The organism is Belliella pelovolcani (assembly GCF_900156785.1).
GTDB lineage: Bacteria > Bacteroidota > Bacteroidia > Cytophagales > Cyclobacteriaceae > Belliella > Belliella pelovolcani.
In genome coordinates this window covers 150,154-175,110 of sequence record NZ_FTOP01000002.1, presented here as the reverse complement: position 1 = coordinate 175,110, position 24,957 = coordinate 150,154, and the positions used below count along the sequence as shown (strand labels likewise).

24 protein-coding genes are annotated in these 24,957 nt (G+C 38.9%); 13 read left to right on the top strand and 11 right to left on the bottom strand.

Going from position 1 to position 24,957, the window contains the following annotated elements; genetic code table 11:
- Positions 1 to 26: 26 nt before the first annotated feature.
- On the bottom strand, positions 27 to 1,391 hold the full coding sequence (locus tag BW935_RS02905; RefSeq protein ID WP_245802628.1) for a DUF4270 family protein: 1,365 nt from the start codon (positions 1,389 to 1,391) through the stop codon (positions 27 to 29).
- The gene (locus tag BW935_RS02900) at positions 1,351 to 2,163 is read right to left on the bottom strand and encodes a glycogen/starch synthase (RefSeq protein WP_076498425.1); all 813 of its coding nucleotides are present in this window, start codon (positions 2,161 to 2,163) and stop codon (positions 1,351 to 1,353) included. Before BW935_RS02900 ends, BW935_RS02905 begins: the two co-directional genes overlap by 41 nt.
- A 129-nt stretch (positions 2,164 to 2,292) precedes the next feature.
- On the opposite strand from BW935_RS02900, the gene panC reads away from it, so the two are divergent.
- The 6 genes from panC to BW935_RS02870 all read left to right on the top strand — a co-directional run bounded on the left by panC (position 2,293) and on the right by BW935_RS02870 (position 7,569).
- A complete protein-coding gene (gene panC / locus BW935_RS02895; RefSeq protein WP_076498423.1) occupies positions 2,293 to 3,138 on the top strand; it encodes a pantoate--beta-alanine ligase in 846 nt (281 codons plus the stop codon).
- Positions 3,139 to 3,162: 24 nt separating this feature from the next.
- A complete protein-coding gene (panD, locus tag BW935_RS02890) occupies positions 3,163 to 3,510 on the top strand; it encodes an aspartate 1-decarboxylase (protein WP_076498422.1) in 348 nt (115 codons plus the stop codon).
- Positions 3,511 to 3,513: 3 nt separating this feature from the next.
- Complete coding sequence (locus tag BW935_RS02885) at positions 3,514 to 4,515, top strand: lysylphosphatidylglycerol synthase transmembrane domain-containing protein (protein ID WP_076498421.1); 1,002 nt, start codon at positions 3,514 to 3,516, stop codon at positions 4,513 to 4,515.
- Positions 4,516 to 4,553: 38 nt separating this feature from the next.
- On the top strand, positions 4,554 to 5,240 hold the full coding sequence (locus tag BW935_RS02880; protein ID WP_076498420.1) for a zinc metallopeptidase: 687 nt from the start codon (positions 4,554 to 4,556) through the stop codon (positions 5,238 to 5,240).
- Positions 5,241 to 5,355: 115 nt separating this feature from the next.
- Positions 5,356 to 6,495, top strand: a complete 1,140-nt coding sequence (locus BW935_RS02875) for an acyl-CoA dehydrogenase (RefSeq protein WP_076498419.1) — start codon at positions 5,356 to 5,358, stop codon at positions 6,493 to 6,495.
- A gap of 141 nt (positions 6,496 to 6,636) precedes the next feature.
- The gene (locus tag BW935_RS02870) at positions 6,637 to 7,569 is read left to right on the top strand and encodes a helix-turn-helix domain-containing protein (RefSeq protein WP_076498418.1); all 933 of its coding nucleotides are present in this window, start codon (positions 6,637 to 6,639) and stop codon (positions 7,567 to 7,569) included.
- Here BW935_RS02870 and BW935_RS02865 read toward each other — a convergent pair.
- From BW935_RS02865 to BW935_RS02850, 4 genes are all read right to left on the bottom strand, one after another.
- A complete protein-coding gene (locus BW935_RS02865) occupies positions 7,549 to 8,322 on the bottom strand; it encodes a phosphoglycerol geranylgeranyltransferase (protein WP_076498417.1) in 774 nt (257 codons plus the stop codon). The two genes, BW935_RS02870 and BW935_RS02865, sit on opposite strands and share 21 nt — an antisense overlap.
- Complete coding sequence (locus BW935_RS02860; protein WP_076498415.1) at positions 8,312 to 8,680, bottom strand: hypothetical protein; 369 nt, start codon at positions 8,678 to 8,680, stop codon at positions 8,312 to 8,314. Before BW935_RS02860 ends, BW935_RS02865 begins: the two co-directional genes overlap by 11 nt.
- A gap of 3 nt (positions 8,681 to 8,683) precedes the next feature.
- The gene (locus BW935_RS02855; RefSeq protein ID WP_076498413.1) at positions 8,684 to 9,028 is read right to left on the bottom strand and encodes a phage holin family protein; all 345 of its coding nucleotides are present in this window, start codon (positions 9,026 to 9,028) and stop codon (positions 8,684 to 8,686) included.
- Between the two features lie 64 nt (positions 9,029 to 9,092).
- Positions 9,093 to 9,704, bottom strand: a complete 612-nt coding sequence (locus BW935_RS02850) for a YkgJ family cysteine cluster protein (RefSeq protein WP_076498410.1) — start codon at positions 9,702 to 9,704, stop codon at positions 9,093 to 9,095.
- A gap of 198 nt (positions 9,705 to 9,902) precedes the next feature.
- Between BW935_RS02850 and BW935_RS02845 the strand changes: the two genes are divergently transcribed.
- The 7 genes from BW935_RS02845 (at position 9,903) to BW935_RS02815 (ending at position 19,114) form a co-directional block, all read left to right on the top strand.
- Positions 9,903 to 10,634: an LOG family protein gene (locus tag BW935_RS02845; RefSeq protein WP_076498407.1), complete on the top strand. Its 732-nt coding sequence runs from the start codon at positions 9,903 to 9,905 to the stop codon at positions 10,632 to 10,634.
- Between the two features lie 2 nt (positions 10,635 to 10,636).
- On the top strand, positions 10,637 to 11,581 hold the full coding sequence (locus BW935_RS02840; protein WP_076498405.1) for a lytic transglycosylase domain-containing protein: 945 nt from the start codon (positions 10,637 to 10,639) through the stop codon (positions 11,579 to 11,581).
- A 115-nt stretch (positions 11,582 to 11,696) separates the two neighbouring features.
- Positions 11,697 to 13,361: a hypothetical protein gene (locus BW935_RS02835; RefSeq protein WP_076498403.1), complete on the top strand. Its 1,665-nt coding sequence runs from the start codon at positions 11,697 to 11,699 to the stop codon at positions 13,359 to 13,361.
- A 138-nt stretch (positions 13,362 to 13,499) separates the two neighbouring features.
- A complete protein-coding gene (gene uvrA / locus BW935_RS02830) occupies positions 13,500 to 16,328 on the top strand; it encodes an excinuclease ABC subunit UvrA (RefSeq protein WP_076498401.1) in 2,829 nt (942 codons plus the stop codon).
- Between the two features lie 85 nt (positions 16,329 to 16,413).
- Positions 16,414 to 17,466 (top strand): sensor histidine kinase, encoded by a 1,053-nt coding sequence (locus tag BW935_RS02825; protein WP_076498399.1) that lies wholly within the window; start codon positions 16,414 to 16,416, stop codon positions 17,464 to 17,466.
- Between the two features lie 12 nt (positions 17,467 to 17,478).
- On the top strand, positions 17,479 to 18,216 hold the full coding sequence (locus BW935_RS02820) for a LytR/AlgR family response regulator transcription factor (protein WP_076498397.1): 738 nt from the start codon (positions 17,479 to 17,481) through the stop codon (positions 18,214 to 18,216).
- Between the two features lie 142 nt (positions 18,217 to 18,358).
- Positions 18,359 to 19,114 carry a LytR/AlgR family response regulator transcription factor gene (locus tag BW935_RS02815; protein WP_076498395.1) on the top strand — a complete coding sequence of 252 codons (756 nt, stop codon included), beginning with the start codon at positions 18,359 to 18,361 and terminating at the stop codon, positions 19,112 to 19,114.
- 84 nt (positions 19,115 to 19,198) lie between these two features.
- On the opposite strand, the gene BW935_RS02810 is transcribed toward BW935_RS02815, so the two are convergent.
- The 5 genes from BW935_RS02810 to BW935_RS02785 form a co-directional block, all read right to left on the bottom strand.
- Entirely contained in the window at positions 19,199 to 19,552 is a 354-nt protein-coding gene (locus BW935_RS02810; RefSeq protein ID WP_076498393.1) for a hypothetical protein, read from the bottom strand.
- A gap of 308 nt (positions 19,553 to 19,860) precedes the next feature.
- Positions 19,861 to 21,294 (bottom strand): glycosyltransferase family 2 protein, encoded by a 1,434-nt coding sequence (locus BW935_RS02800; RefSeq protein ID WP_076498389.1) that lies wholly within the window; start codon positions 21,292 to 21,294, stop codon positions 19,861 to 19,863.
- The gene (locus tag BW935_RS02795) at positions 21,291 to 22,079 is read right to left on the bottom strand and encodes a hypothetical protein (RefSeq protein ID WP_076498387.1); all 789 of its coding nucleotides are present in this window, start codon (positions 22,077 to 22,079) and stop codon (positions 21,291 to 21,293) included. The genes BW935_RS02800 and BW935_RS02795 overlap by 4 nt, the downstream gene beginning before the upstream one ends.
- A 56-nt stretch (positions 22,080 to 22,135) precedes the next feature.
- Positions 22,136 to 22,504 (bottom strand): response regulator transcription factor, encoded by a 369-nt coding sequence (locus tag BW935_RS02790; RefSeq protein ID WP_076498385.1) that lies wholly within the window; start codon positions 22,502 to 22,504, stop codon positions 22,136 to 22,138.
- Positions 22,505 to 24,952, bottom strand: coding sequence for a response regulator (locus BW935_RS02785; RefSeq protein WP_076498384.1), 2,448 nt, complete (start codon positions 24,950 to 24,952; stop codon positions 22,505 to 22,507).
- Positions 24,953 to 24,957 lie beyond the last annotated feature (5 nt).

Sequence of the window (24,957 nt, the reverse complement as noted above, 5' to 3'; positions counted from 1 at the left end):
ACAGTTTGACACCCCAAAATCACGTGCTAAAATGCCCTGATTTTAGAATAATATATTTTCAATTTAATGTCATTTTGATCCACTACAAATTCTCTAAACGATCTTTTGAAAATATCTCCAGAGCCTGGTTGAGGAGTGGCTGGATAAAGTAAGAAATCATTTCGCTGCAAACCTAATCTGTATACAGCGTTCATGTAAGATGTGATCTTCTGCCTGTAAAGATTAGAGTTGCTACTATAAGCAAGATAAGTTGGTGCCGAAGTGGCTGGTCTAGCTACACCATTTTCTGTAACCAACTGAGGTCTCCCTTCTTGCTGTACCGAAAACTCTTGTCCTTCAGGACCCGTCAAAATCGTATTATTCTCACTGGCAAAAAACATAATCATGGATGTAGGAGGTCGGTTGGTAGCAATATTGCTTTTCAATGGACCTATTTCCAGCTCAATGTCATTGAATGTTACGTTCTGCAAAGTATCTAGAAAGGCATCTATAGGACTAGTATCCAGTCTCAATAACAAACCTACATTTGATTTGGTACCTACTTTAGGGCCTACATCATAAGATTGTCCCGGTTCGGTGATCACGGCCGTTGGTGTTCCAGTCCTGTCGTTGTTCACATAATTGAAATGACGAGACTGAGCTGTGGAAATGGCGTAACCTCTTGAAACAGTATCCCCTACATTTTTATAATAAACGATGATACCTGTAGTATTACCGACTCTTATTGCAGTAGAAGCCTCTTCACCTGTATTGCCTTGGAAGGCAATACCTGGGATCAAATTTCTAAAAGTAAAAATGTCCCTAAATGCATCTCCTTTTTTCAATTCATCGAAGATAAACTGAGAAAAGCCAGACTCCATTTGCACTGAGACCAAAGTATCTTGTCTATTTGCAAAATTGAAACTGCCCTGGGCGATTGGCTGAGGATCAAATTCCAATCGGTCAAAATTATAGTAGGTGGTATCCAATATCCGCTCGTTGAGCAAGTGTACAGAAATACTCTTTGGCGTACTAAGGTCATTGCCGATGACTGATTCAATTTGAAAATTGAATTTCACAGAATCTAAAACCGCGTTTTGCTCGGGTCTTGCTCCTGCTGGGTTGATAGCTAGTCTTGAAAAACCTATCCCTTCAGTAGCACCAAAGAAATCGCTTGTTCCACCACCAATCACCATTGCACCCGCATTGGTGGTATTGAAAGAATCAAGCAAAACCATAGAAGCAGAAAGGGGTATTTCTGCATAGAAAACCCCTATCTGATTATTGTTGGGATCCAAGTCCAGTCCGATACTGGAAGGATCACTGCAAGAACTCGCGATGGATAATGTGACAAATAGCCCTGCAACCGCTTTAGCCGGCCAGGTCAGTATAGATGTTGTAGTAACTTTCAAAAAGTTGTTCGTCTTCTTCGCTGTTAATCTCACACTTCTTGTCTTTAGAGCAATCTTCAATTAATTGTGTCAACTTATCTGAGATATCCTCGCTTTTGATGACCATGTCGGCATATTCCATTCCGATTTTAAGGAAACCTTCATAGTCTTTGGATTTCAAAGGAGCCAAGATGTTGTCGTCTATATCCACCATCTTAACTTTCTCAAATAAATCGTCGCCAAATTTATGGCTAAATCCGGTATTATAAATAGCAAATACCGATTTTGTATCTTTGAACAAAGGTTCATTTTTGTAGGTGGTCTTCAAGTACATTGGTATCAAGCTGGTCATCCAGTCATTACAATGTACTACGTCAGGAGCCCATCCTAATTTTTTCACAGTCTCAATTACACCTTTACAGAAGAAAATGGCTCTTTCGTCATTATCTTCGTAGAACTTTTCCTGCTTGTCGTGGAAAACGCTCTTCCTTTGGAAATAGTCTTCATTGTCTATAAAATAAACTTGAAGCTTTGCATTGGGTATAGATGCTACTTTGATAATCAATGGTTTTTCTTCCTCACCAACTGCGATGTTGATTCCAGAAAGTCTCACTACCTCGTGCAACCTGTTCTTTCTTTCATTGATCAAGCCAAATCTAGGAACAAGAATGCGAATTTCCATACCTTTTTCTTGCATGGCCTGAGGCAAAGCCCTCACGAAATTGGCAACTTCAGAAGTTTGTAGGAATGGATTGATTTCACTTGCAACGTAGAGGATACGAAGTTTGGACATATCTTGTTATTTTTTGTTGAGGGATAATACGGGACTACAAAGTTACAAAAAAAATCCCGCAAATCCATTGTTTTTCTGAGGAATGACATAGCTTTGCGGCTATTTTACATTTGACAACTCAGGCAAATCGTGGATATTCTCAGGACCAAAAACGAAGTAAAATCAGCACTAGACATTCTTAGAAAAAGTCAAAAAACCATAGGTTTTGTTCCTACTATGGGAGCACTCCATTATGGCCACTTGTCTTTGGTCGAAAATGCAAAATTATCTTCTGACGCGGTGATTGTATCTATTTTTGTCAATCCTACGCAATTCAATAACAAAGAAGACTTTGAAAAGTATCCAATTACTTTAGAAGAAGACTTGAAACTTTTGGAAGAAAATGGAGTAGATTTTGTCTTTTTACCAAGTGTTTCTGAAATGTACCCTACCGAAACTCTCCTAAAAATAGACTTCGGAGACCTTGATAAAACCCTTGAAGGAGCCTTTAGACCGGGTCATTTTAATGGTGTAGGAGTGGTGGTTTCCAAACTGTTAAATATTGTTAAACCTTCCAAAGCCTACTTCGGTCAGAAGGATTTGCAGCAAGTTGCCATCATCAAAAGGCTTGTTTCTGATCTTTCATTTGATGTAGAAATCATCACAGTGCCCACCGTCAGGGAAAATGATGGGCTTGCCATGTCATCAAGAAATATCCGACTTAGCAAAGAAGATCGGCTTACGGCAACGATCCTTTACAAGTGTATGCTTTTTGCAAAAGATGAACTATTAGCTGGACAAAATTGGTTTGAAATCAAAGAAAAAGTCACTAAAAGATTCCATGACGAGCCCCAAGCTAGATTGGAATATTTTGAATTAGTACATACCGATACTTTGATCAAACTCAAAGGGATCAAAAACCAAAAGAAAGTATCGATCTGTACCGCAGCATATATCGGTGAAGTGAGGCTGATAGACAATCTCGAAATAATTTGATTAGTTTTGCGCAAAATTTGAGTCATGCATATCCAAATATTAAAATCTAAAATCCATAGGGTAAAAATCACACAGGCCGAGCTTCACTATGTAGGAAGCATTACAGTCGATGAAGACCTGATGGATGCTGCCAATATCATTGAAAACGAAAAAGTCCAGATCGTCAACATCAACAATGGTGAAAGACTAGAAACATACGTGATCAAAGGTGAGAGAGGAAGTGGAATGATCTGTCTCAATGGTCCAGCTGCGAGAAAAGCACAAGTGGGAGATGTAGTGATCATCATTTCTTATGCTTCAATGGACTTCGAGGCAGCCAAAAAATATAAACCCGTAGTCATCTTCCCAGATGACCACAATAAAGTCATCTAAATTTTGAAACTTAACATCAAACAATGGATCCAGGTCTTGCTATCTCTAGGAGTGGCGATCTGGATCTTTTGGTTTTTATACAAGGATATCAGCATCAGCGAACTATCCCAAGTAGTTTCGGAAATTTCTTGGGCTTGGATGGGAGCTTCTATTCTAATTGCTCTATGGGGTTTTTGGCTCCGGGCATGGCGATGGAAGCTTCTATTAGACGCTGGTGAGCAGCGTCAGATCAGAACATTGCGGGCTTTCTGGGCACTGATGATAGGCTACTTGGCAAATCTAATCATTCCAAGAGCTGGGGAGGTAGCCCGCTGTGGAGTCCTTCAGAAAACCGAGGGCTTGGAAATGGGTAAGCTGATCGGTACTGTCATATTAGAGCGCACCATTGATTTACTCTTTATGGCCTCCACGATATTCTTGGCTTTCTTTCTGGAGCGATCCCTCTTTATAACCTTGATTACCGATTTGGTTTCTTTAGTAGACTTATTCGATAAGATCAGTAGCATCCTACCAATTTTTATCGGCGGTTTAATGGTCGCTGCCTTATTTTTCTACTTCTTATTCAAAAGGTATCGAGACAATAGTTTGATCAAAAAGCTTCGACACTTCATCAGAGACTTGATCAAAGGCCTTATATCTGTAAGTAAAGTAAAAAATCAAGTGGGCTTTTGGGCATCTTCTATCGCGATTTGGTTTACCTACTATTTTACCATGTATGCTGTAGCTCTTGCCATTCCTTCTACTGCCAGTCTGTCACCTAGGTCCGTATTGATGGTCATGGTAATGGGTAGTATTGGCATGATAGCTCCTGTACAGGGAGGTATTGGAACCTTTCATGCACTTGTGGCCTTCATTTTGATCAGGTATGGTTTATCAGAAGATCAGGGAAAAATCTTTGCAGCCATCATTCATGGCTCTCAAGTTTTGACGATTATTGCCATCGGCTTATTAGCTTTCGGTATTTTCTTCAAAATCACTGCAAACAAAGAACCCAAAACTTCTTAAATTCGTATTGAAAAGCAGTTTAAAATAAAACAAAAGCTATGATTATTCTTATCGTCGTTGTATTCGGAGTCCTAGGATTCGTGGTGAGCAACAGGCTGAAAAGCAAATTCAAAAAGTATTCTCAAACACCACTTCAAGCAAACCTTTCAGGAAAAGAGGTCGCAGAATTGATGCTTGCGGACAATAATATTTCTAATGTGTCCGTAAATTGTGTGGAAGGTCAGTTATCTGATCACTACAATCCTGCCAATAGAACTGTCAACTTAAGCCCAGATGTATATTATGGTAGAAATGCTGCCGCTACAGCAGTAGCAGCGCACGAATGTGGTCACGCCATTCAGCATGCTACCGCTTACACTTGGTTAGAGATGCGCTCAGCTATGGTACCAATCCAAAATGCAAGTGGTAAAATTCTAAATATCGTCTTGATTGCTTCTCTATTGGGTGGCTTTTTCATTGGACTTCCTTATGAAATCATCGGATTCATCGTGGTAGGAGCTTACGGTATCATGACTTTATTTACTTTAGTAACACTTCCTGTAGAATTTGACGCAAGTCGGAGAGCATTGGCCTGGGTAAACCAAAGAAACATCGTGACACGCTCAGAATATGCCATGTCCAAAGACGCATTGAAATGGGCAGCAATGACTTATGTAGTTGCAGCCTTAGCCTCCTTGGCTACATTAGCTTATTACATCTTTATTTTCTTCGGAAATAGAGACTAAAAAAAACGGAAACCAAAATCTCACAAATCAGTTTACATAAGAGGCGCAAGTAATTGTGCCTCTTATTTTTTTGAATTATCTTTCAAGCGGAAAATTACTTAACCCAAATATATATATGAATTTCGACTATACAGAGGAGCACTTAGCAGTGCGGGACGCAGCGAGGGAATTTGCTCAGACTGAATTATTGCCTGGTGTTATCGATAGAGATACTGAGGCTAAGTTTCCCCACGAACAAATCAAAAAAATGGGAGAATTAGGCTTCATGGGCATGATGGTGGATCCCAAATACAACGGTGGTGGTATGGATACGGTCTCCTATGTATTGGCAATGGAAGAAATCTCCAAGATCGATGCCTCGGCATCTGTATCTATGTCTGTGAACAATTCTCTGGTCTGCTGGGGCTTGGAAAAATATGGTTCAGAAGCTCAAAAAGAAAAATACCTGAAACCATTGGCAACAGGAGAAATCATCGGTGCATTTTGTCTATCTGAGCCAGAAGCAGGCTCTGATGCTACTTCTCAAAAAACAGAGGCTGTCAAGGATGGAGATCATTATATTCTGAATGGTACCAAAAATTGGATTACTAATGGCAGCACCGCTAGCGTATATCTAGTCATCGCTCAAACCGATCCAGCCAAAGGTCATAAAGGCATCTCTGCCTTTATTGTCGAAAAAGGTTGGGATGGATTCATCATTGGTAAAAAAGAAGATAAGCTAGGCATCAGAGGATCTGATACACATTCTTTGATGTTTACAGATGTAAGAGTTCCTGTAGAGAATAGAATTGGAGAGGAAGGCTTCGGATTTACTTTCGCCATGGAAACACTCAATGGTGGAAGAATTGGTATCGCCGCACAGGCATTGGGAATAGCTTCTGGGGCTTATGAATTGGCTTTGGCATATTCCAAAGAAAGAAAAGCATTTGGAAAACCAATCAGTCAGCATCAAGCGATTCAGTTCAAACTTGCTGATATGGCCACCAATATTGAAGCGGCTAGACTGCTGGTCATCAAATCTGCCTGGCTCAAAGATCAAGGTCAAGATTATGCCCACGCTTCTGCGATGGCAAAATTATATGCTTCTCAAGTAGCTATGGATGTGAGTGTAGAGGCTGTTCAGGTACATGGAGGATATGGCTATGTCAAGGAATACCATGTAGAAAGATTGATGCGTGATGCTAAAATCACACAGATATATGAGGGGACTAGCGAGATTCAAAAAATAGTTATATCCCGTGGTATTTTAAGATAATCCAATTTTCAAGTCTAAAAAAGGGCAAAAAATCCAATTTTTTTGCCCTTTTTCTTTTTTACATGAAATTTTTATCAAATTATTCCATTGTGAATAAAATTTTTATCATAGTTTTACAATAAAACCACAAAGCCTTTATTCATGGAATTTTACAATAAAGTCATCGAATCAGTAGGAGTGCGCTTCTTAAAGGGCAATAACTACAAAGTTGAGAAAGCTGTAAGCATTTCAGATTTTAGTGATTCAGAAAATACAGCAATACTCTTACACCAAGGTTCTCTAAAATTCTCCGAGGAAGGAGAAGGTGTCAATGAAGGAGAAATTCTCTTTATCCCGGCAGGTAGGAAAACCAATATTTCATTTGGAGCAGTTTCCAAGAAGACAGATTTGAGCAACGAGTCTTTTTTGGATAACAAAAGAAAATACCTGCAAACTATCAGCTTCAAAGACATCAAAAATGCTGAAGAAGACTGTGTCACCATAGTCAATTTTGAAGCAAAAGTATTCGATGTTGTGAATTTCTTCAATTCACTCGGTATTCCTCCATTTGTAATCAGGTTCAATGATCAGATTGCAACTATACTAGAAGATATTGTAAAAGAGTCAGAACAACATACGCCAGGAAAAGAGCGTGTTTTGAAACTGTTCACAGAGCTTTTGGTAATCGAAATCGTCCGCCATATTTTGAAAAATAGACTATTTGTTGAAGAGCTTTCTACCAACAGTACTTATTTCAAAGACCCTAGACTAATAGAAATGTTCAATTACATCAAAAAGAACATTGGTGGAGATCTATCTAATAAAGTACTTGCTAAAGTGGCCAATGTATCCGAGGATTATGTAGGCCAATATTTCAAAATGCTCACGGGTATCAATCCACAGGACTACATCGAATATCAGCGTATGGAAGCAGCAGTAGAATTACTCAGAACTTCCAAAAAGAGCATCAGAGATATCGGTAAAGAGGTTGGCTATAAGGACACCGCCTACTTCTGTCGCAGATTCAAAATGATGTATGGTTTGCCAGCAGGCAAAATGCGTAGAAGAGAATCTTTAATTAATGTTCAAGGATAAATTGAGAACATGCACATATTCCAAAACCTCGGTCAATAGACTGAGGTTTTTTTCTGCACCATTGCCGATGACCACAACATCAGCCCCAGCTTTGAAGGATGATTTTACTTTGTCCAGCGTATTGAGTCCTCCGCCTACGATCAGGGGAGCGTCAATTTGACTTTTGATTGCTTGAATGATGGAACTGGAAACAGGTACTTGAGCACCACTCCCTGCGTCCAAATAAAAATACTTCAGACCTAAAAATGAACCCGCCAAAGCAGTAGCAAGTGCAATCTCAGGCTTATTGTTTGGTAAGGGAATAGTTTGGGAAATATAGTTCACACTGGTAGTCACTCCCCCATCTACTAGCATATAGCCTGTCGGTAATACTTCCATTTTGCTTTTTGCCAATAAAGGAGCCACTGTCACATGTTGACCAATCAAAAATTCAGGATTACGCCCCGAAATCAAGGAAAGAAACAGGATTGCGTCTGCATTAGGTGTAAACTGACTTGCATTTCCTGGAAATAAGATCACTGGAATAGTAGTGTCAATTTGCTTGATCGTAGCGATGATCTCTTCGGTGCCATTACTCTCAACCAAACTCCCACCAATAAAAATAAAATCAAGGTGGTGTCTCTGTACAATCTTAAGTTGAGCCAGAAAGTCAGCTTTGTCAGCCAACTTATCGGGGTCAATAAGCCAAGCGATAGCCTTTCTTCCCTCTCGGTAATTAGATAAAATCTTGTCAGTGACAGCACTATGCTTCATCTTCTTCTTCCTGAGATTGAAGGTAATTGTTCAAAAATTTATCTTTAGCATAAGCAATGGCCATCGGAATTAAAACTGCCGCCATTCTGCCCATAAAACCTGACTGCTTTTTAGCCGTGAGCTTTTCAGCGATTTCCTCGTCCAATAAGCCTTCCCTCTCGAGCACAGCCATGACTTTCTTTGTCTTTTTATTTTTCTTGCCTTTGAAGGCACTGACTAGACCAAAGGCAACCAATCCACCAACAAAGACTCCTGCACCTACTTTTACCCAATCTTGAGAATCAGATTTGAGTAAGTTCATCTGTGCTTGTAAAGTTTGCTCAAGCTCCTCCGCTTTTTTCTTTAAATCATCCTGCATGGCTTATTGCTTTTTGTTTCGAAATAAAAAAGCTCTGAAAAAAGCCCTAAAGGATGAAATTAAGCCATCAGACTCTCTCAGCAAAAATAGAAACACGAAGAGCAGCAAGTAAAGTAAACTCACATATAAAAACCCCATATATGGAGAATATAGCTTCTCCCCGATATAAAAAGCTAATGATATACTAGCAAATAATAAGATCATCAGAGAAGCTAGCCCCATCAAAACCAGAATAAAGATCCTAGATAAGACTTCCGAAAACTGCTCTTCGACCTGATTTTTGACAAGCTGAATTCTTACTTCTATCAGCTGCTTGATGGTCTGTACGATTTCTGAAACGTTCAGCATAGATGTAGTTTTTTAAAAATTCCTTTAATTACAATTGACTACAATATACGGCAAAAAGCTGGCATCAAAAATTATCTATCCCCTCAGGTTCATTGTTTTCAGTATAAAACATATAAGTCAATACTGTCTCTATAGCCTTTCTAATGGCAATATTGATTGGAAATTGCTCCTTGGTCAACTGAAAATCAATATTATATAGCTGTGAATAAAAATCTCCACTCGATGGAACTGCTGCACCTTCCTTGATCGCAGCAGCAGTTTGGTGATATGCTTCAGATTTTTGTTCCTTGATGATTTTGCAGGTGATCAGTTCTTTTTTTCCTTCTTTATTTCTTCTAGCAGCACTACCAAACAAGCGGCAAATCATACCACGATTTGCATAATCAGAGCAAAATCCAGACTTCGAATCCACGCTGAATGATTTGTAAATTATGCAATTGGCATCTTCACCCACTTCACCTAATAACTCTAGCGCTTTATCAGCTTTTCCCTTTTCGTATAAATCAAAAGCCAAGGGTAAAAATTCAAGCACCGATGCATGCACATTAGGATTGGCACAACAAGCCCCACACCCAGCTATACAAGAAAGCTGACTAGCCTGCATGAAGGCCTTGATTTCAACATCAAGATCCTCAAATACCTTCCTGACTTCCAGGGACTTTTCACGTAAATTCATAAGATCGAAAATAAAAGTCTGCGAAAGTAATACCTCTAACCATCTAAAGCAACAAGTATTTTTGAATGCAACTTTTTTGGACTAAAATCCATTATTACCAAGGTTTGTTTTACTTCTCTAAAAGAAAAATCTAACTTTACACGCTTAAAATAACTTTTGAGCCACTTTAAATCGTTTTTTAATTAAAGATTAAAAATTATGAGTGAAAATAACGGTCAAATAGACCCAAAACAAGAAGAAAGAATCCGCAAAGCATTCAAAGAAAGGGATTGGAATGAAATCAAGAGTGCCGACTCTTGGGCCATTTTCAAAGTGATGTCTGAATTTGTAGAGGGATTCGAAAAACTAGCGAAAATCGGACCTTGTGTATCTGTATTTGGTTCTGCAAGAACCCCAAGAGATCATCATTTTTACAAAATGGCAGAAGAAATAGCTGCCAAGCTTGTAAGGCATGGATATGGAGTCATCACAGGTGGCGGACCTGGTATCATGGAAGCTGGTAACAAAGGAGCACATTCTGAAAATGGAAAGTCTGTTGGTCTGAATATTGTTCTACCATTTGAGCAATTCAACAATATCTATATTGATCCAGACAAGCTGATTACATTCAATTACTTCTTCGTAAGAAAAGTGATGTTTACGAAATATGCACAAGGATTCATTGTATTACCTGGTGGTTTTGGAACATTGGACGAATTGTTTGAAGCTTTAACATTGATTCAAACAAATAAGATTGGAAAGTTCCCAATCGTACTTGTAGGTAAGAAGTATTGGTCTGGAATGGTAGATTGGTTGAAAGACACCATGCTCGCAGAGAAAAACATCAATGCGGAAGACTTGGATCTATTCTCCATCGTTGATAATCCAACTGATGCTGTGAAAGTGATCGATGATTTCTACAGCAAATATCTATTGTCACCAAACTATTAATTTTGAGAAGGTATCATCTTTTCATCATCTATGGGCTGATTGTCCTCCTTTTTGGGCTCGTTTTGTTGCCTTCTGGGCAGCAAGACGAACCCGAAATTCCTTATGAGGAAATCTATCTTCAACAAGAAACTGGCGAAAATATCAGGATACAAATCCCAGATAATAGAGCCAAGCTTTTTGAACTACCAAAGGAGATCAGCTTTGCAGGAGAAAATGTACCTTTAGACATAGAGGATGTCAGAGAGCGTCTTGAGCGGGAAATCTACGTGAACGCCTATTGGCAATCCAATATGATTCTATTGATGAAGCGCTCTGGCAAATACCTACCTATCATCGAAAAAATCCTCAAAGAAAACGGGATCCCCGAAGATTTCAAATACCTGGCCATGGCCGAGTCAGGGCTGATGAATGTAGTCTCTCCAGCAGGAGCTAGGGGTTTTTGGCAGTTTATGCCAAACACTGCCAAAGAATATAATCTTGAGGTCAGCAATGATGTAGACGAAAGATATCATCTCGAAAAATCCACACTCGCTGCCTGCAAATACCTCAAATCTGCCTATGCTAGATTTGGAAACTGGACCTCAGTAGCTGCCAGCTACAATATGGGCATGAGTGGCCTTTCTCGTAGAAAATCTGAACAAAAGCAAAATAACTACTACGACCTGCTGCTCAATGACGAAACAAGTCGATATGTATTCAGACTTTTGGCATTCAAAGAAATTTTTGAAAACTCTGAAAAATACGGATTCAATCTCAAGCAAACGGACTACTATCAAATGCCTGATCTCAGAGAAATCGTCGTAAGTGACAATATCAGCAGCCTTGCAGATTGGTCTATCAAACACAATAGCAATTACAAGTCACTTAAGTTGTATAACCCTTGGCTCCGATCTGATAAACTAAGAACGGCTAGAGGGAAAGTTTATACGATTCAGCTTCCTAGCTAAATTTCTTAGCCAATATCACTTGCTCCTGAACAAGGTGAGCTTGAAATCAGATTGCAGTTAGTGCTAAATTTTTCTATATTCATACCTTACAAACTTAACTTTTCAGAGAATTTTTATGAAGAAATGGACAATAATTGCCCTATTGGCCTTGGTTGTAGTGATCCTAGCCCTCAGAGGTATCCCTTTTTTGATCAATGTCTATCTGAATCAAAATGCTGATTCTATTGTCAGCAATATGATCACCAGGACGAGTGGCTTTGAGAATCACCACGTAAGCTTTGGAAATATCAAATTGGACTACAATTATGCTGGAACCTACTTGGACATTGAAGATATCAAGATCAAGCCTACGCAAGACTTACGCTCAGATCAAGCAAGCTTTGACCTGCTCCTCAGCCATGCTAAAATCACAGGGTTCAAATGGAAAAATTTTCTATTTAACAACACCATAGCCATTGACTCCGCTAATCTAGAAAACTTACAAATAAAAAGTGTCACTCCTCCTATCGACTCGCTAAACTTGGAAAGCAGGACAGAAAAAAGAGAAAGAAAGGATTATGATATGATTGCAGCAAATCAAATCATCCTCCACAACTTCAATCTTGAAAATAAAGACCTTTACTCTGATTCTATAAGACTCAACATTGAAAACTTATCGGTCAATGTTGAGAATTTTCAATTTACCAAAGAGGATCTTGCAGATCCTAATGCGCTTTTTGGTGTAAAGAACATCCATGGACAAATCACTGAAGTAGCTTTACACTTTGATGAATTCAGACAAACAGTCGCCATCAAAGGCCTATCCTTTGATACTGAGGATCAAGGTTTAGCTATAGAGGACTTTTCAGTCATCAACAAGTTTGAGAAATTTCCCTACACCCAATCCTTCAAACTGAGAAAACCTTGGCTTCAGCTCAAAGAAGGAAAAATGGATATCACTGGGATGAACTTTGAGGCATTTCTCAAAAGAGGCATCATAGAAATTGATAGCTTAAAAATCAGCCAAATTCACCTTGAAGTATTCAACAATAAAAAAATCCCTGAAGACATGGAAAGAAGACCAGCTATGGTTCACGAGATTTTTCAGACCATCAATGTTCCCATGGCTATAAGAAATACGATCTTGAAAAATGGATATTTGAGAATAGAAGAACAACCTGAAAAAAGCACACCAAGAACTGCACACCTTTTCTTTTCCAATCTAAATGCCGAAATCAGTGAGCTCAGCAACTTAGAAAACGGACAGGAAAGCAATGAATTGTCCCTCAAGGCTGATGCATTGCTGATGGGAAAAGGAAAGATTAACCTTGATCTCAATTATGCACTGGATGATAGTTTGGGCAACTTCCATCTACGAGGTACACTCGGCCCTATGGCGCTCAAGGAGGTCAATACCATGATAGAACCAGAAGCAAAAATCAGCCTTAAAGCAGGAATGATCAATCGACTTGATTTCAATATCTATGCAAATGACTATGATGGTTATGGAGAAGTTATCGTCCGCTATGACGACTTAGAAATCGAGCTGCTCAATGAAGATTACCAAAAGGATAAAAATATTCTCAGAAAAATAGGCTCCTTTCTAGCCAGCAAAGTCATCATCAAGTCCCAAAACCCAAAGAAAAATGGCGAGCTAAGAAAAGGGCCAGTCTATGCAAAAAGAGTCAAACACAAGTCCATGTTTTACTATTGGTGGCAACTGGTATTATCTGGCTTGAAATCAACAGTCACAGGTGAGGAACTCGAAGAACTCAAAGCCAAGGAAGTTCAGAAAAGCTAAATCAATACTCTTTGATTCATTGAACTTACTGCTAAACTATATCCCTCGAAAATAGGTTTATCAATCGCAATGCATCTTGGGATGGCAGTTATTAAATCCCTATTTTTGCAAGCTTGAAATCTAAAGGATTAGCCCTTCATGACAGAAACTATCGCCGACAAAGAAGAATTCATCGAAATATACGGTGCCCGCGAGCACAACCTCAAAAATATCGATATTGAAATTCCCCGCAACAAGCTTGTAGTCATCACGGGCTTGAGTGGTAGTGGAAAAAGCTCCTTGGCATTTGACACCATTTATGCCGAAGGTCAGCGTAGGTATATGGAGAGCTTTTCGGCCTATGCGAGGTCATTTTTGGGAGGTATGGAGAGGCCTGATGTGGATAAGATCAATGGCCTTTCCCCAGTGATTTCTATAGAACAAAAGACCACTTCTAAAAACCCACGCTCTACCGTAGGAACAGTCACCGAGATTTATGATTTCATGCGATTGCTCTATGCTAGAGCTGGTGAAGCCTTTTCTTATCTCTCTGGCCATAAAATGATCCGACAAACGGAAGATCAGATCATCGAGCAGCTTTTTGAAAACTTTGCTGGTAAAAAACTCTACATCCTTGCCCCTGTAGTCAAAGGTAGAAAAGGACATTATCGAGAGCTTTTTGAGCAGATCAGAAAAATGGGCTTCTCCAAAGTACGTGTGGACGGCGTAGTCATGGAGATGGTGCCAAAAATGCAGGTCGATCGGTACAAAATTCATGATATTGAAATCGTCATAGACAGGATCATTGCAGAGGAAGAAGACCGATATCGCATTACTCAATCCCTGAAAACAGCCCTGCAACATGGCAAAGGAGTAATCATGCTTCGAGATGAAGAGGGTAATATCCATCATTTTTCTAAATACTTGATGGACCCCACTACAGGACTTTCATACGACGAACCAGCTCCAAACAACTTTTCTTTCAACAGCCCTTATGGGGCCTGCCCAACATGCAATGGGTTGGGTGTGATCGAAGAAATCACCAAGGAAAACATCATACCTGACCCCAAACTCAGTATCAGCAGGGGAGGGATAGCTCCACTTGGTGAATACCGAGATATCTGGATATTCAAAAAAATCGATGCCATCCTCAAGCGGTACAAATGCAGTATCTCCACTCCAATTTCCAAGCTTCCAGAAGAGGTCATAGATGTTTTGCTTTATGGCGACAAACAGGAGGTTGAGGTTGACTCTGTCAAGTATCCTGGCACCAAGTGGACCACTACTTTCGAAGGGATCATCAACTTCCTGACCAAGCATCAAGAAGGAAGCTCTGACAAAATTCAACAATGGGTCAGTGAATACACTACTACCAAGACTTGTCCTGATTGTGAAGGCTACCGATTAAAGAAAGAAGCGCTACACTTCAAAATAGCGGAAAAACATATCGGTGAGCTGGCAATGATGGACATCAATACCCTTGGATCATGGTTTGCAAACATAGAATTGCGGATGACAGACCGTCAACAAGTGATTGGGAAGGAAGTCCTCAAGGAAATCAGAAAGAGAATTGGCTTTCTACTAGATATTGGTCTTGATTACCTTTCGCTCAATAGACCGCTGAGAACCCTCTCTGGTGGAGAAGCTCAGCGAATCCGACTAGCCACTCAAATAGGTACACAACTGGTTGGCGTACTCTATATTCTGGATGAACCCAGTATTGGACTGCACCAAAGGGACAATGTCAAACTGATCAAAGCACTCCAAGATCTTCGTGATTTGGGCAACACTGTCATTGTGGTGGAGCATGACAAGGACATGATGTTAGAATCAGATTATGTGGTGGATATTGGCCCTGGCGCAGGAAGACATGGAGGGCAGATCGTCGCCTCAGGTACACCTACAGATTTCCTGAATCAAAAAAGCATCACTGCCAAATACCTCTCCAACGAACTCAAAATCGAAGTTCCAAAATCCCGAAGAAAAGGCAATGGGGAAGTTTTGATCCTAAAAGGAGCTGAAGGCCATAACTTGAAAAAAGTAGATTTAAAACTACCTCTAGGCAAAATGATCTGTGTCACTGGCGTGTCTGGATCGGGCAAAAGCTCCTTGATCCACGAGACCTTGTATCCATTATTGAATAGTCATTTTTACAATTCCAAAAAAGAGCCTCTTGCCTACAAAGAAATCAAAGGATTAGAGCATCTCGATAAAGTAATAGAAGTAGATCAGTCACCGATCGGTAGAACACCAAGGTCTAATCCAGCGACTTATACAGGGGTATTTACTGATATTAGAGCGCTATTTACCGAGCTCCCAGAAGCAAAAATCCGCGGGTATAAGCCAGGCAGGTTCAGTTTCAATGTCAAGGGAGGCAGGTGTGAGGACTGCGAAGGTGCTGGTATGAAGCTGATCGAAATGGATTTCTTGCCAGATGTTCATATTCCTTGCGAAACCTGTAAGGGTAAACGATACAACAGAGAAACCTTAGAAGTGCGTTTCAAAGGAAAATCAATCTCCGATGTATTGGATATGACCGTTGAGCAAGCTGTAGAATTCTTTGAGTTTCAGCCCAAAATTCTTAGAAAAATACAAACCCTCAACGAGGTAGGCTTGGGCTATATCACCTTGGGTCAGCATGCCACCACCCTTTCTGGTGGCGAAGCTCAAAGAGTCAAATTGGCCACAGAACTATCCAAAAAAGATACTGGAAAAACCTTCTATATCTTAGATGAGCCAAGTACGGGACTCCACTTTCAAGACATTGAGCTACTGATGCAAGTGCTGAACAAATTGGTAGACAAAGGGAACACTGTTTTGATCATTGAGCACAACTTAGATATCATCAAAGTAGCCGACCATATTATCGATATGGGTCCAGAAGGAGGAAATCAAGGAGGGCAAATTGTAACAGAAGGTACGCCTGAGGAGGTTGCTAAAAATAAGAAAAGCTATACCGCCAAGTTTCTTAAAGTAGAACTAAAATGACGATTTGTCAATCAAACAAGCTATTTACCCATTGACATAATAGGATATAAGACTAACTTTAGCTTCCTTATCTTTGAGTTTGGGCATGAATAGAATCAAATTATACTGGATATTACAAGTCTTGGGTTGGTCTGGCTTTGCGCTGATCAACCTTTTCTTTGTATCCCTTGAGCGAGGAATCTCTCCAGTACAAACAGGTGCCTTTTTTACGCTTGCTGCTTTTTATTTGATATCTACACATGGACTTCGCTATGTCATCAAGGAATATGGCTGGTTTAGTCTGAGCTTTTCACAACTGATCTGGAATACTTTCTTGGCGCTGCTCGCCCTAGGCGTGTCCAATACCATCGCTCAGATCATCATCAACCTTGTATTTGATACGCTGATTCCAAGTATGGACCTCAGGCCGCTAGTCTTAGCAGTCAATACTTTTGTCAGCTTTCTATTCTACTCGCTTTGGGTGATGTTGTATTTTATTTTCCACTTTTTGGATAACTACAACCAATCCCTCAAGTACAAGGCTAAAATCAACGAAATACAGCTCAATCACCTCAAGTCTCAGCTCAACCCTCACTTCATATTCAATGCACTGAATAGCGTAAGGGCTTTGGTAGATGAGGATCCTGTCAAGGCGAAATCAGCCATCACCCAATTATCAAACATCCTGAGATTTTCCCTGATGATGGATAAAAAACGGGTGATTGATTTCGAAAATGAATTCAATACGGTGAAGGACTACCTCAACTTAGAAATGATCAGGTTTGAAGAAAGATTGACTGTGAAATATGAAGTAGAGCCAGAGGCGTTTGATTACAGAATTCCTCCGATGATGCTTCAAACAATCGTAGAAAACGCCATCAAACATGGTATTTCCAACAGGGTAAAGGGCGGAGAAATCATCATCAAATGCTATGAAGGCCTGACAGACGACTTATATATCCAAGTGAAAAATAGCGGTCAACTCAAAGGTCAGCCATTTGGTAAGAAGAAAGATGGAGAAGGCCACGGCATCACCAATACAATACAACGCCTCAAATTGATCTATGGAGAGCGGGCATCCTTCAAAATATTCAATTCTGGGAGCGATTTTGTCATCACTGAAATAAAAATTCCAAAACAAAACCTTACATTAGGTTAAAATTTCAAAGAAATGCGAGCACTTGTAATAGACGATGAAAGATTAGCCAGAAAAGAGCTGATCAATTTATTATCTCAATATGACCATGTAGAAGTAATCGGCGAAGCCAATAATGTGGATGATGCCAAGGAGAAAATCGATAACCTCCTACCTGATGTGGTCTTTCTAGATATTCAGATGCCTGAAAAAACCGGCTTTGACCTTTTGGAAGAATTGGACAATGTACCGCATGTGGTCTTCACTACTGCCTATGATGAATATGCCTTGAAAGCCTTTCAGGTCAATGCTTTAGACTATTTGCTAAAGCCCATAGAACCAAAAAGGTTAGGCGAAGCCATAGAGCGACTTCAGAAAAAACTCACGGATCAAAATCAAAAATCATCAGAATCCGAGAAAGACAATGGAGGTAAAAAGCTTACGCTGAATGATCAAGTATTTGTCAAAGACGGTGATAGGTGTTGGTTTGTCAAATTGGAGCATGTACGCTTGTTTGAATCCGATGGGAACTACATCAAGGTGTATTTTGACAACAATAAGCCGATGATTCATAAGTCACTCAATGCGCTAGATGAAAGACTAGATGAAAAATCATTCTTCAGAGCGAGTAGAAAGCACATTATCAACTTGAGTTGGGTAGAGGCTATTGAACCTTGGTTCAATGGAGGTCTGGTAGTGACGCTCAAAGGAGGTGATAGAATTGAAGTCAGCAGGAGACAAGCAGCTAGATTCAAGGATATGATGAGTCTATAATGACTCTTTGACATAAAAAAATCAGAAAAATGGGAAAACTATTGATTCTCCAAACTATATTTTGTAAATAGAATTGTTTAATTTCGTATACACAAAAATTGATTTGTTCACAGTAATCACGCCATATTTCCCATAACCATATATGAAAGAGGAAAGAATTCTGATCGTCGAGGACGATGTAAATATTGCAGAAAATATCGAGGAGATTCTCGAGCTTTTAGGTTATGTCAATATTGATATTGCCAATTCTGCCAATCAGGCCATCAAAATCATCAAGAAGTATAGACCTGATATGATTTTTATGGATATCAAGCTGAAAGGTGACAAAGATGGTATCGAGCTTGGTGAAATCCTAAAGCAAATGGTCGATGCACCATTGGTATTTGTAACTTCATATTCTGATCCTACCATCATCGAAAGAGCCAAACGAATCAACCCTGCCGGCTTTATCGTAAAACCATTCAACACGAATGATATCCATGCTATCGTAGAGATCGTACTGTACAACAAGCGCGTAAACCCTGTATCAGACGCAGCTTCTGTAAAGTCAAAAGATGAAAGCCCTTACTTGGTCACTGATGCAGTTTACATCAAAGCCGATAATGCATACGAGAAGGTTCCCTATACCGACATCTACTATGTAGAAGCCAACGGCAACATGGTCACGATTTTTACCAAACATAGGAACTACACCATCAGAAAATCTATGAAGGACATGGAAGAAAAACTTCCTTCGCATTTGTTCTTAAGAGTACAAAAATCGTTCATTGTACAACTGGGGCAGATCGAAAACTTCAATACCAAAGAAATCACCCTAGAGTCTGGCGCTGTAGTACAAGTCGGAAGACAATATTACAATAGCTTTCTAGCTAAGTTGAATACCATTACGGAAAGTTAATCAAACATTTATCGTTTGATCAAACAGAAAAAAGGTGAGCATGACTCACCTTTTTTTCTATCATTAAACCAAACAATCAAAATTTTAACTGACGAGGTAAAACTCGTGTTTGCCTGAGGCTGTGATGAAATCACACTTCTTAAAAAGGCCTTTGAATCTTTGCTCTAGTTCCGCTTTATCTCCATAAAACTCAGCTACTACTTCACCGTGTTTGTTGATAAAAGTAGCTGTAGGCTCAGGCTTGATGTTGATAAGATCGATCTCAACAAATAATTCTTGTTGCTCAGCAATTTCCAATTTTTCCATAGCAGCAATTTCATTTACCTGCTCACCTTGCAATGTCGCTCCCTGCGCATTAGCTGTCCATACAATCGTCAATGCCATGATTAATCCTAAAAAGGCACAAACATTTTTCTGAGTTAAAACTGTAGTGTTCATATGTGTTTTTTTAAATTTCTACTTTTGAAAGTATCCGATACAAATACGGACATAACACATATGCCAAAACCTGATCCAAAAATTGTAATATACTGGATTACAGATTGTTATGATTTTTTAGAAAGAGGAAACATGTACGATAGCGAACAGCACAATTCGAAAAATGATACAAAATCAATCCTATTTTTTATAAAAAATTGGTTGCACTAGAAAAGTTAAAAAGCTGTAATAGTGAAGTATATTTTAAATAATAGTGCTTCTCAACTCCTTGAAAGCAGGTGACTTCCTTAAAAAATTTCGTTTAATTCTTAGGCAGTCTTCTTATCAAAGCCCTTTCGGGTCATCTCACCCCAACCTTTATTTCCACGAAGCTTTTCCCAATTACCTTTCAAGGAAGCATATACGGTAAAAGGGTGAAAGAAAATAGGTTCTAATAATGCAACAAAAGCTAATTTCAATAGATCGCGGATTCTATGATATCTTTTGAAAGTAGACTCCTCAGCATAAAGGGCTATCATAGAAAAAAACACAGCAAAAACATACACCAAAGCAATAAATAACACAAAATACTGCCAATTTACTATGCTTAGATAGATCAAAATGAAGGTAATCAACAATCCAGTAATCTCAACCAGTGGTGCTAAATATTCAAACAAAAACCAATAGGGAAAGCTAAGAAGTCCCAATATTTTGTACTTGGGATTGAACATCATCTTGCGATGTGTCCAAAGAGTCTCTATTGTACCACGCATCCATCTACTCCTCTGCTTGCCCAAAATCTTGAAGCTCTCTGGTGCTTCAGTCCAACACAATGGGTCTGGAATATACTGAACAGTATAAGGCTCACCTTGATCAATCATATACCTTCTCATCCTGACTATCAATTCCATATCCTCCCCAACAGTAGCGGTACTATAACCTCCACATTTCATAGCAATCTCTCTGTCAAACATTCCAAAAGCACCACTGATAATAAGTAGGCCATCAAGCCTACTCCATGCCATTCTTCCTAATATAAATGCACGCAAGTATTCTATCACTTGTACCCTTGCGATAAGGTTATCTGGCGCTTTTACATCTATCAGTTTACCTGCTTTGATCACACAAGAATTAGCGATTCTCACTACGCCACCAGTTGCGATTACTTTAGAATCAGAGGCTTCCATATATGGTTTGGCCAACTTTAGAAGCACATCCTTATCCATAATACAATCTACATCAATACAGACTAAATATGGCTTTTGGGAAATGTTCATTCCCGTATTCAAGGCATCTGCCTTCCCTCCATTTTCCTTATCCACTACATAGAGCTTCGAAAATGCCGGATTTGCAGAAGTATAGATGCCTCGTACATTTTTGGTGGGTATGTAAGGTACATAAGTCATTTCGGTCCTTACAAGTTGGAAGCTTTGTATCAAAACCTCCATGGAGTTGTCTTTACTTCCATCATTGACTACAATGACATCAAAGTTATTGTAATTGATCGCAAGCAGTGATTTTACATTTTCAACGATTGTCTTACCCTCATTGTAGGCAGGAGCTATCAGACTTACTGAGGGGACATTCTCTAGTGCGAGTAGTGCTTTGTAGTTTACAAATCGATTTCTTTTCAAATATTGCCTCAAGCCCCTTGCGCTCAAGTAAGCCAATATTAAATAGGAAAGCATCACTAAAAAAGCAAAAAACAAAATAAAGTAATTGAATACCCAAATTAAATTATCTATACCACTGATACCTGTCATACTTGCGGAAGTGTTTTAACTTTTAATAAAAAATCAATCTCAGCCTGAAGCTTCTTATTTTTGGTAATGATTTTAAACTCACGCAAAGCCTCCATTTGGCTCAAGTCTTGGTAATAATCAATCAATCTAATGGCTAACAAAGAGATAGACTTATTGGTCGCATAGAGTAAATCAGGCAATAGGTCATCATTTGGAACTCTATGCTTTTTTACCACAAATATGATGTTACTTTGAGTCCAATCATTGAAATACACTTTGCTACTTTTGAATTCATGAAGCTCCTGAAGTCCATTCAATCGAATTCTGGCGAGGAGTTTTTCTTGATGAACAATATCATTGCCCTCAAAAGAAATTTTGAGTATTTCTAGATAGGCTTTTTTATAATTTAAAGACGAGAGATCCCTCATTCCTTCGACTACATCTACCCAAGATCTAGATCTGATTTTAGACAAGGAGTAATTTACCAAGCCTGATTTCACAAAAAACTCCTCCATCTTCACCGCTGATATACCGCTAAAATTATCATGATGCCCAATAAGTGACTTGATCATGAGCTTTTTAAATAACGTACTCTTTCCATGTACTGTAAAATGCTTCCCCCCATCCTGATCAAACATAATCCCAAAGAGTACTTTGTCTATTTCAATTTGGAAAAGTTTCTTTTTCTTATCCTCTTTTATTTTGAAAATTCTCTTTGTCAGCGTAGCCAAAAAGAAAATAATAGAGCATATCGAAAACACCAAGATTATTAAAATCAAGGTGAACTTTAAATCAAATTCTGACATGTTTATTTGAGAGAATTCTAACAATGCCTATTAAAGTTTTGTCCAAAATCAACCATTTAATTCCCTATCAGCTTTTGTATTCTTTTCAACAAAATAGCTGGACTAAATGGCTTTGAAATAAATTCATCTGCACCTAATTCAAGCATTTCAAGTTCAGTAGACTCGATTCCTGACGCTGTAAGAACGATTACTGGTAATTTTGATTTTTTTTCTTTGCGAACAGATTCTATAATTTGTTGTCCACCTGCAAATGGCAAATTAAGATCCGTGATGATCAAATCTATTTCCTCAATCTCTTGATGCAACAATGCTAAGGCATCTGCTCCATTGTCATAAGGTAGCACTTCAAACTGATTCATCTGAAGGTAATAGGACAGTGATTTGAGCAACATTTCATCGTCTTCTACCAGCAAAATCTTCTTCATTTATTTTTTCATTTTGTTTTCCAAAAAAGGGATCACAATTTTCAAGTATTGTATTACCCTTGAATAAACCGCTTCGATTCCAGCTATGTCTTCTAATTCAGCGAGATCTTCCAGATTGATCAAATCTTTGGTATCAGCACCTACCACACCGAAAGAAGACTTCATCTTATGAGTGCTATCAGCAATATTCTTAAAATCTGCTATGGCCATATGATTATCCATGGCTGTCTTCCATTTTTCAACTTGCCCTATAAACATTTGCATCATTTCATGCTCAAATGCTTCATCTCCACAGGAATATTCTTTTAAAACATTCAGATCAACTGAAGCCTCTGCTGCCTGATCTTCCTCAGTTTTGGTAATAAGTTGCTTTTTATTAACAGAATCTCCCCAAAGATATATTTTTTCAAACAATTCTTCTTTTTTGAAAGGTTTTGATAAGTAGTCATTCATCCCAAGTTCAAGGCATTTTTGTTTTTCCTTGAGCATATAGTTGGCCGTAAGTGCGATGATGGGAACTTGCGTATGAAGCTTTTCTCTAAGGTATATTGTGGTCTGATAACCATCCATGATTGGCATTTGTATATCCATCAATACCAAATCAAAATCCATTTCCTGAAAACGTTGAATGCCCTCTTCACCATTTGAAGCGATCACCAAATCAAAATTAGCAGGACGCAAGAGCGTTTTTACCAAGGCCTGATTGATTTCGTTGTCTTCGCAGAGTAAAATTTTGATCACTTGCTTGGATTGAGTGAAAGATACGGCTGCTTCTTTGGATTTTTCGATTGGCTGCTGCCCTCTTTGAAATGGGATAGTAAAGGAAAACTCTGAGCCAAGGCCTTCTTTACTACTGACTTCTATGGTCCCATCCATCTTCTCTACTAGGCTCTTGCTGATATTCAAACCCAGCCCAGTACCTCCAAATCTCCTTGAAATCTTTTCATCGCTTTGGGAAAATCTATCAAAAATCATCGAAAGCTTCTCTAGCGCAATCCCAATTCCAGTATCTTGTATACGGAATTTAAGAATAACTTGAGAAGTATTTTCTCTCACCCTTTCCAATTTCAACTTTACGTAACCCTTATCAGTAAATTTGATCCCATTTCCTATTAAGTTGATCAAGATTTGACCTAAGCGATTTTTATCTCCTATAATCCATTTAGGAACTTCAGCGTCTATCTCTACTGTAAATGAAATTTTCTTTTGGACAGCTTTGATCTTTAAAAAAGAAGCAACTTCATGAATTAATTGATGTAAATCAAACTCTAGCTGCTCAATCAAAATAGTACCAGATTCGATTTTTGATAAATCTAAAATATCATTGACTGTAAATAACAAATTGTCACCTGCTGTCTTTACAGCATTGAGATATTCTGTTTTGATGGTATCTGTTTCCTCCTCCAAAAGCAATTTTGTAAATCCTAGAATCGCATGTAGAGGCGTCCGCAATTCATGACTTACATTGGCTAGGAAGTTATCCTTCTGAATATTGAGCTGAATCGCATCATCTTTTGCTTTTTGGAGTGCCTTACGGCTTTCAATTGAACTGGTGATTTCTTGCGCTATTTTGATGATTTTAAAAACCTTTCCTTCACTATCCAAAATGGGATTGTAAGTGGCCAAAAGCCAGATTTCTTTACCAGATCTGTGCTTCCTCTTCATCTGACCTGACTTGAAATTACCTTGATTAAGACTCTCCCAAAAGGCCTTGTTGTTTTTTCTATCCTCTTCGAAGAGAAGTTCATCGTGATGAATCCCTCTTAGCTCTTCTGATGTAAACCCCAAATAAGAAGCAAAAATTTGATTTGCCTCAAAAATTGTCCCGTCAGGATTGAATTGTACCAAAGCATTTGAAAGACTTATTGCTTGAATCAAAGCATTGAACTCACTTTCTTTTTGCTTGATACTTTTTTTGAGAATGCTTTTTTGGCGATCTAAGATAGTTTTGAGCTCATCTCCAAGGATCTGATTGGAGCGTTTTGCATCAATCAATGTCATTGCCTGATCTGCCAAAAGCTCAAAGGCTTTTTTTTGCTTTTCCGTGAGCTTATGCGGTTTGGAACTTGCAACACAAGCAGTTCCAATATTATGTCCATCTGGAGCTTTGAGGGGAACTCCTGCATAAAACTTCAGCCCATCTACGCCTTGAGCAGCGGGTTTACCTTTGACCCTTTCATCATCCTGCACAGCGGTGATTTCCAAAAACCTATCTTCAATCAGGGTAAATTGACAGAAACTATCCTCTACCGGAACTTCATCATTGTCTACCCCTACTTTAGCTTTGTACCATTGTCTTCTATCATCTATGATAGAAATGATTGCTATAGGTACCTCGCATACCATAGCAATCAGTTCAGCTATTTTATCTAAGTCTTCCTCTGCTGGAGTATCTAAAATATTGTAAGAAAGTACAGTTTTTAGTCGGTCTATTTCTTTAGCTTTCACTAATC

Excerpts from the sequence above, each read along its gene's own strand:
- BW935_RS02790 (WP_076498385.1), bottom strand. The coding sequence starts at position 22,504 with ATGAAGAAGATTTTGCTGGTAGAAGACGATGAAATGTTGCTCAAATCA.
- BW935_RS02800 (WP_076498389.1), bottom strand. The coding sequence starts at position 21,294 with ATGACAGGTATCAGTGGTATAGATAATTTAATTTGGGTATTCAATTAC.
- BW935_RS02845 (WP_076498407.1), top strand. The coding sequence starts at position 9,903 with ATGAGTGAAAATAACGGTCAAATAGACCCAAAACAAGAAGAAAGAATC.
- BW935_RS02850 (WP_076498410.1), bottom strand. The coding sequence starts at position 9,704 with ATGAATTTACGTGAAAAGTCCCTGGAAGTCAGGAAGGTATTTGAGGAT.
- BW935_RS02820 (WP_076498397.1), top strand. The coding sequence starts at position 17,479 with ATGCGAGCACTTGTAATAGACGATGAAAGATTAGCCAGAAAAGAGCTG.
- BW935_RS02875 (WP_076498419.1), top strand. The coding sequence starts at position 5,356 with ATGAATTTCGACTATACAGAGGAGCACTTAGCAGTGCGGGACGCAGCG.
- BW935_RS02860 (WP_076498415.1), bottom strand. The coding sequence starts at position 8,680 with ATGCAGGATGATTTAAAGAAAAAAGCGGAGGAGCTTGAGCAAACTTTA.
- BW935_RS02880 (WP_076498420.1), top strand. The coding sequence starts at position 4,554 with ATGATTATTCTTATCGTCGTTGTATTCGGAGTCCTAGGATTCGTGGTG.
- BW935_RS02900 (WP_076498425.1), bottom strand. The coding sequence starts at position 2,163 with ATGTCCAAACTTCGTATCCTCTACGTTGCAAGTGAAATCAATCCATTC.
- BW935_RS02870 (WP_076498418.1), top strand. The coding sequence starts at position 6,637 with ATGGAATTTTACAATAAAGTCATCGAATCAGTAGGAGTGCGCTTCTTA.
- BW935_RS02835 (WP_076498403.1), top strand. The coding sequence starts at position 11,697 with ATGAAGAAATGGACAATAATTGCCCTATTGGCCTTGGTTGTAGTGATC.
- panD (WP_076498422.1), top strand. The coding sequence starts at position 3,163 with ATGCATATCCAAATATTAAAATCTAAAATCCATAGGGTAAAAATCACA.
- BW935_RS02810 (WP_076498393.1), bottom strand. The coding sequence starts at position 19,552 with ATGAACACTACAGTTTTAACTCAGAAAAATGTTTGTGCCTTTTTAGGA.
- BW935_RS02855 (WP_076498413.1), bottom strand. The coding sequence starts at position 9,028 with ATGCTGAACGTTTCAGAAATCGTACAGACCATCAAGCAGCTGATAGAA.
- BW935_RS02815 (WP_076498395.1), top strand. The coding sequence starts at position 18,359 with ATGAAAGAGGAAAGAATTCTGATCGTCGAGGACGATGTAAATATTGCA.
- BW935_RS02825 (WP_076498399.1), top strand. The coding sequence starts at position 16,414 with ATGAATAGAATCAAATTATACTGGATATTACAAGTCTTGGGTTGGTCT.
- uvrA (WP_076498401.1), top strand. The coding sequence starts at position 13,500 with ATGACAGAAACTATCGCCGACAAAGAAGAATTCATCGAAATATACGGT.
- BW935_RS02795 (WP_076498387.1), bottom strand. The coding sequence starts at position 22,079 with ATGTCAGAATTTGATTTAAAGTTCACCTTGATTTTAATAATCTTGGTG.
- BW935_RS02865 (WP_076498417.1), bottom strand. The coding sequence starts at position 8,322 with ATGAAGCATAGTGCTGTCACTGACAAGATTTTATCTAATTACCGAGAG.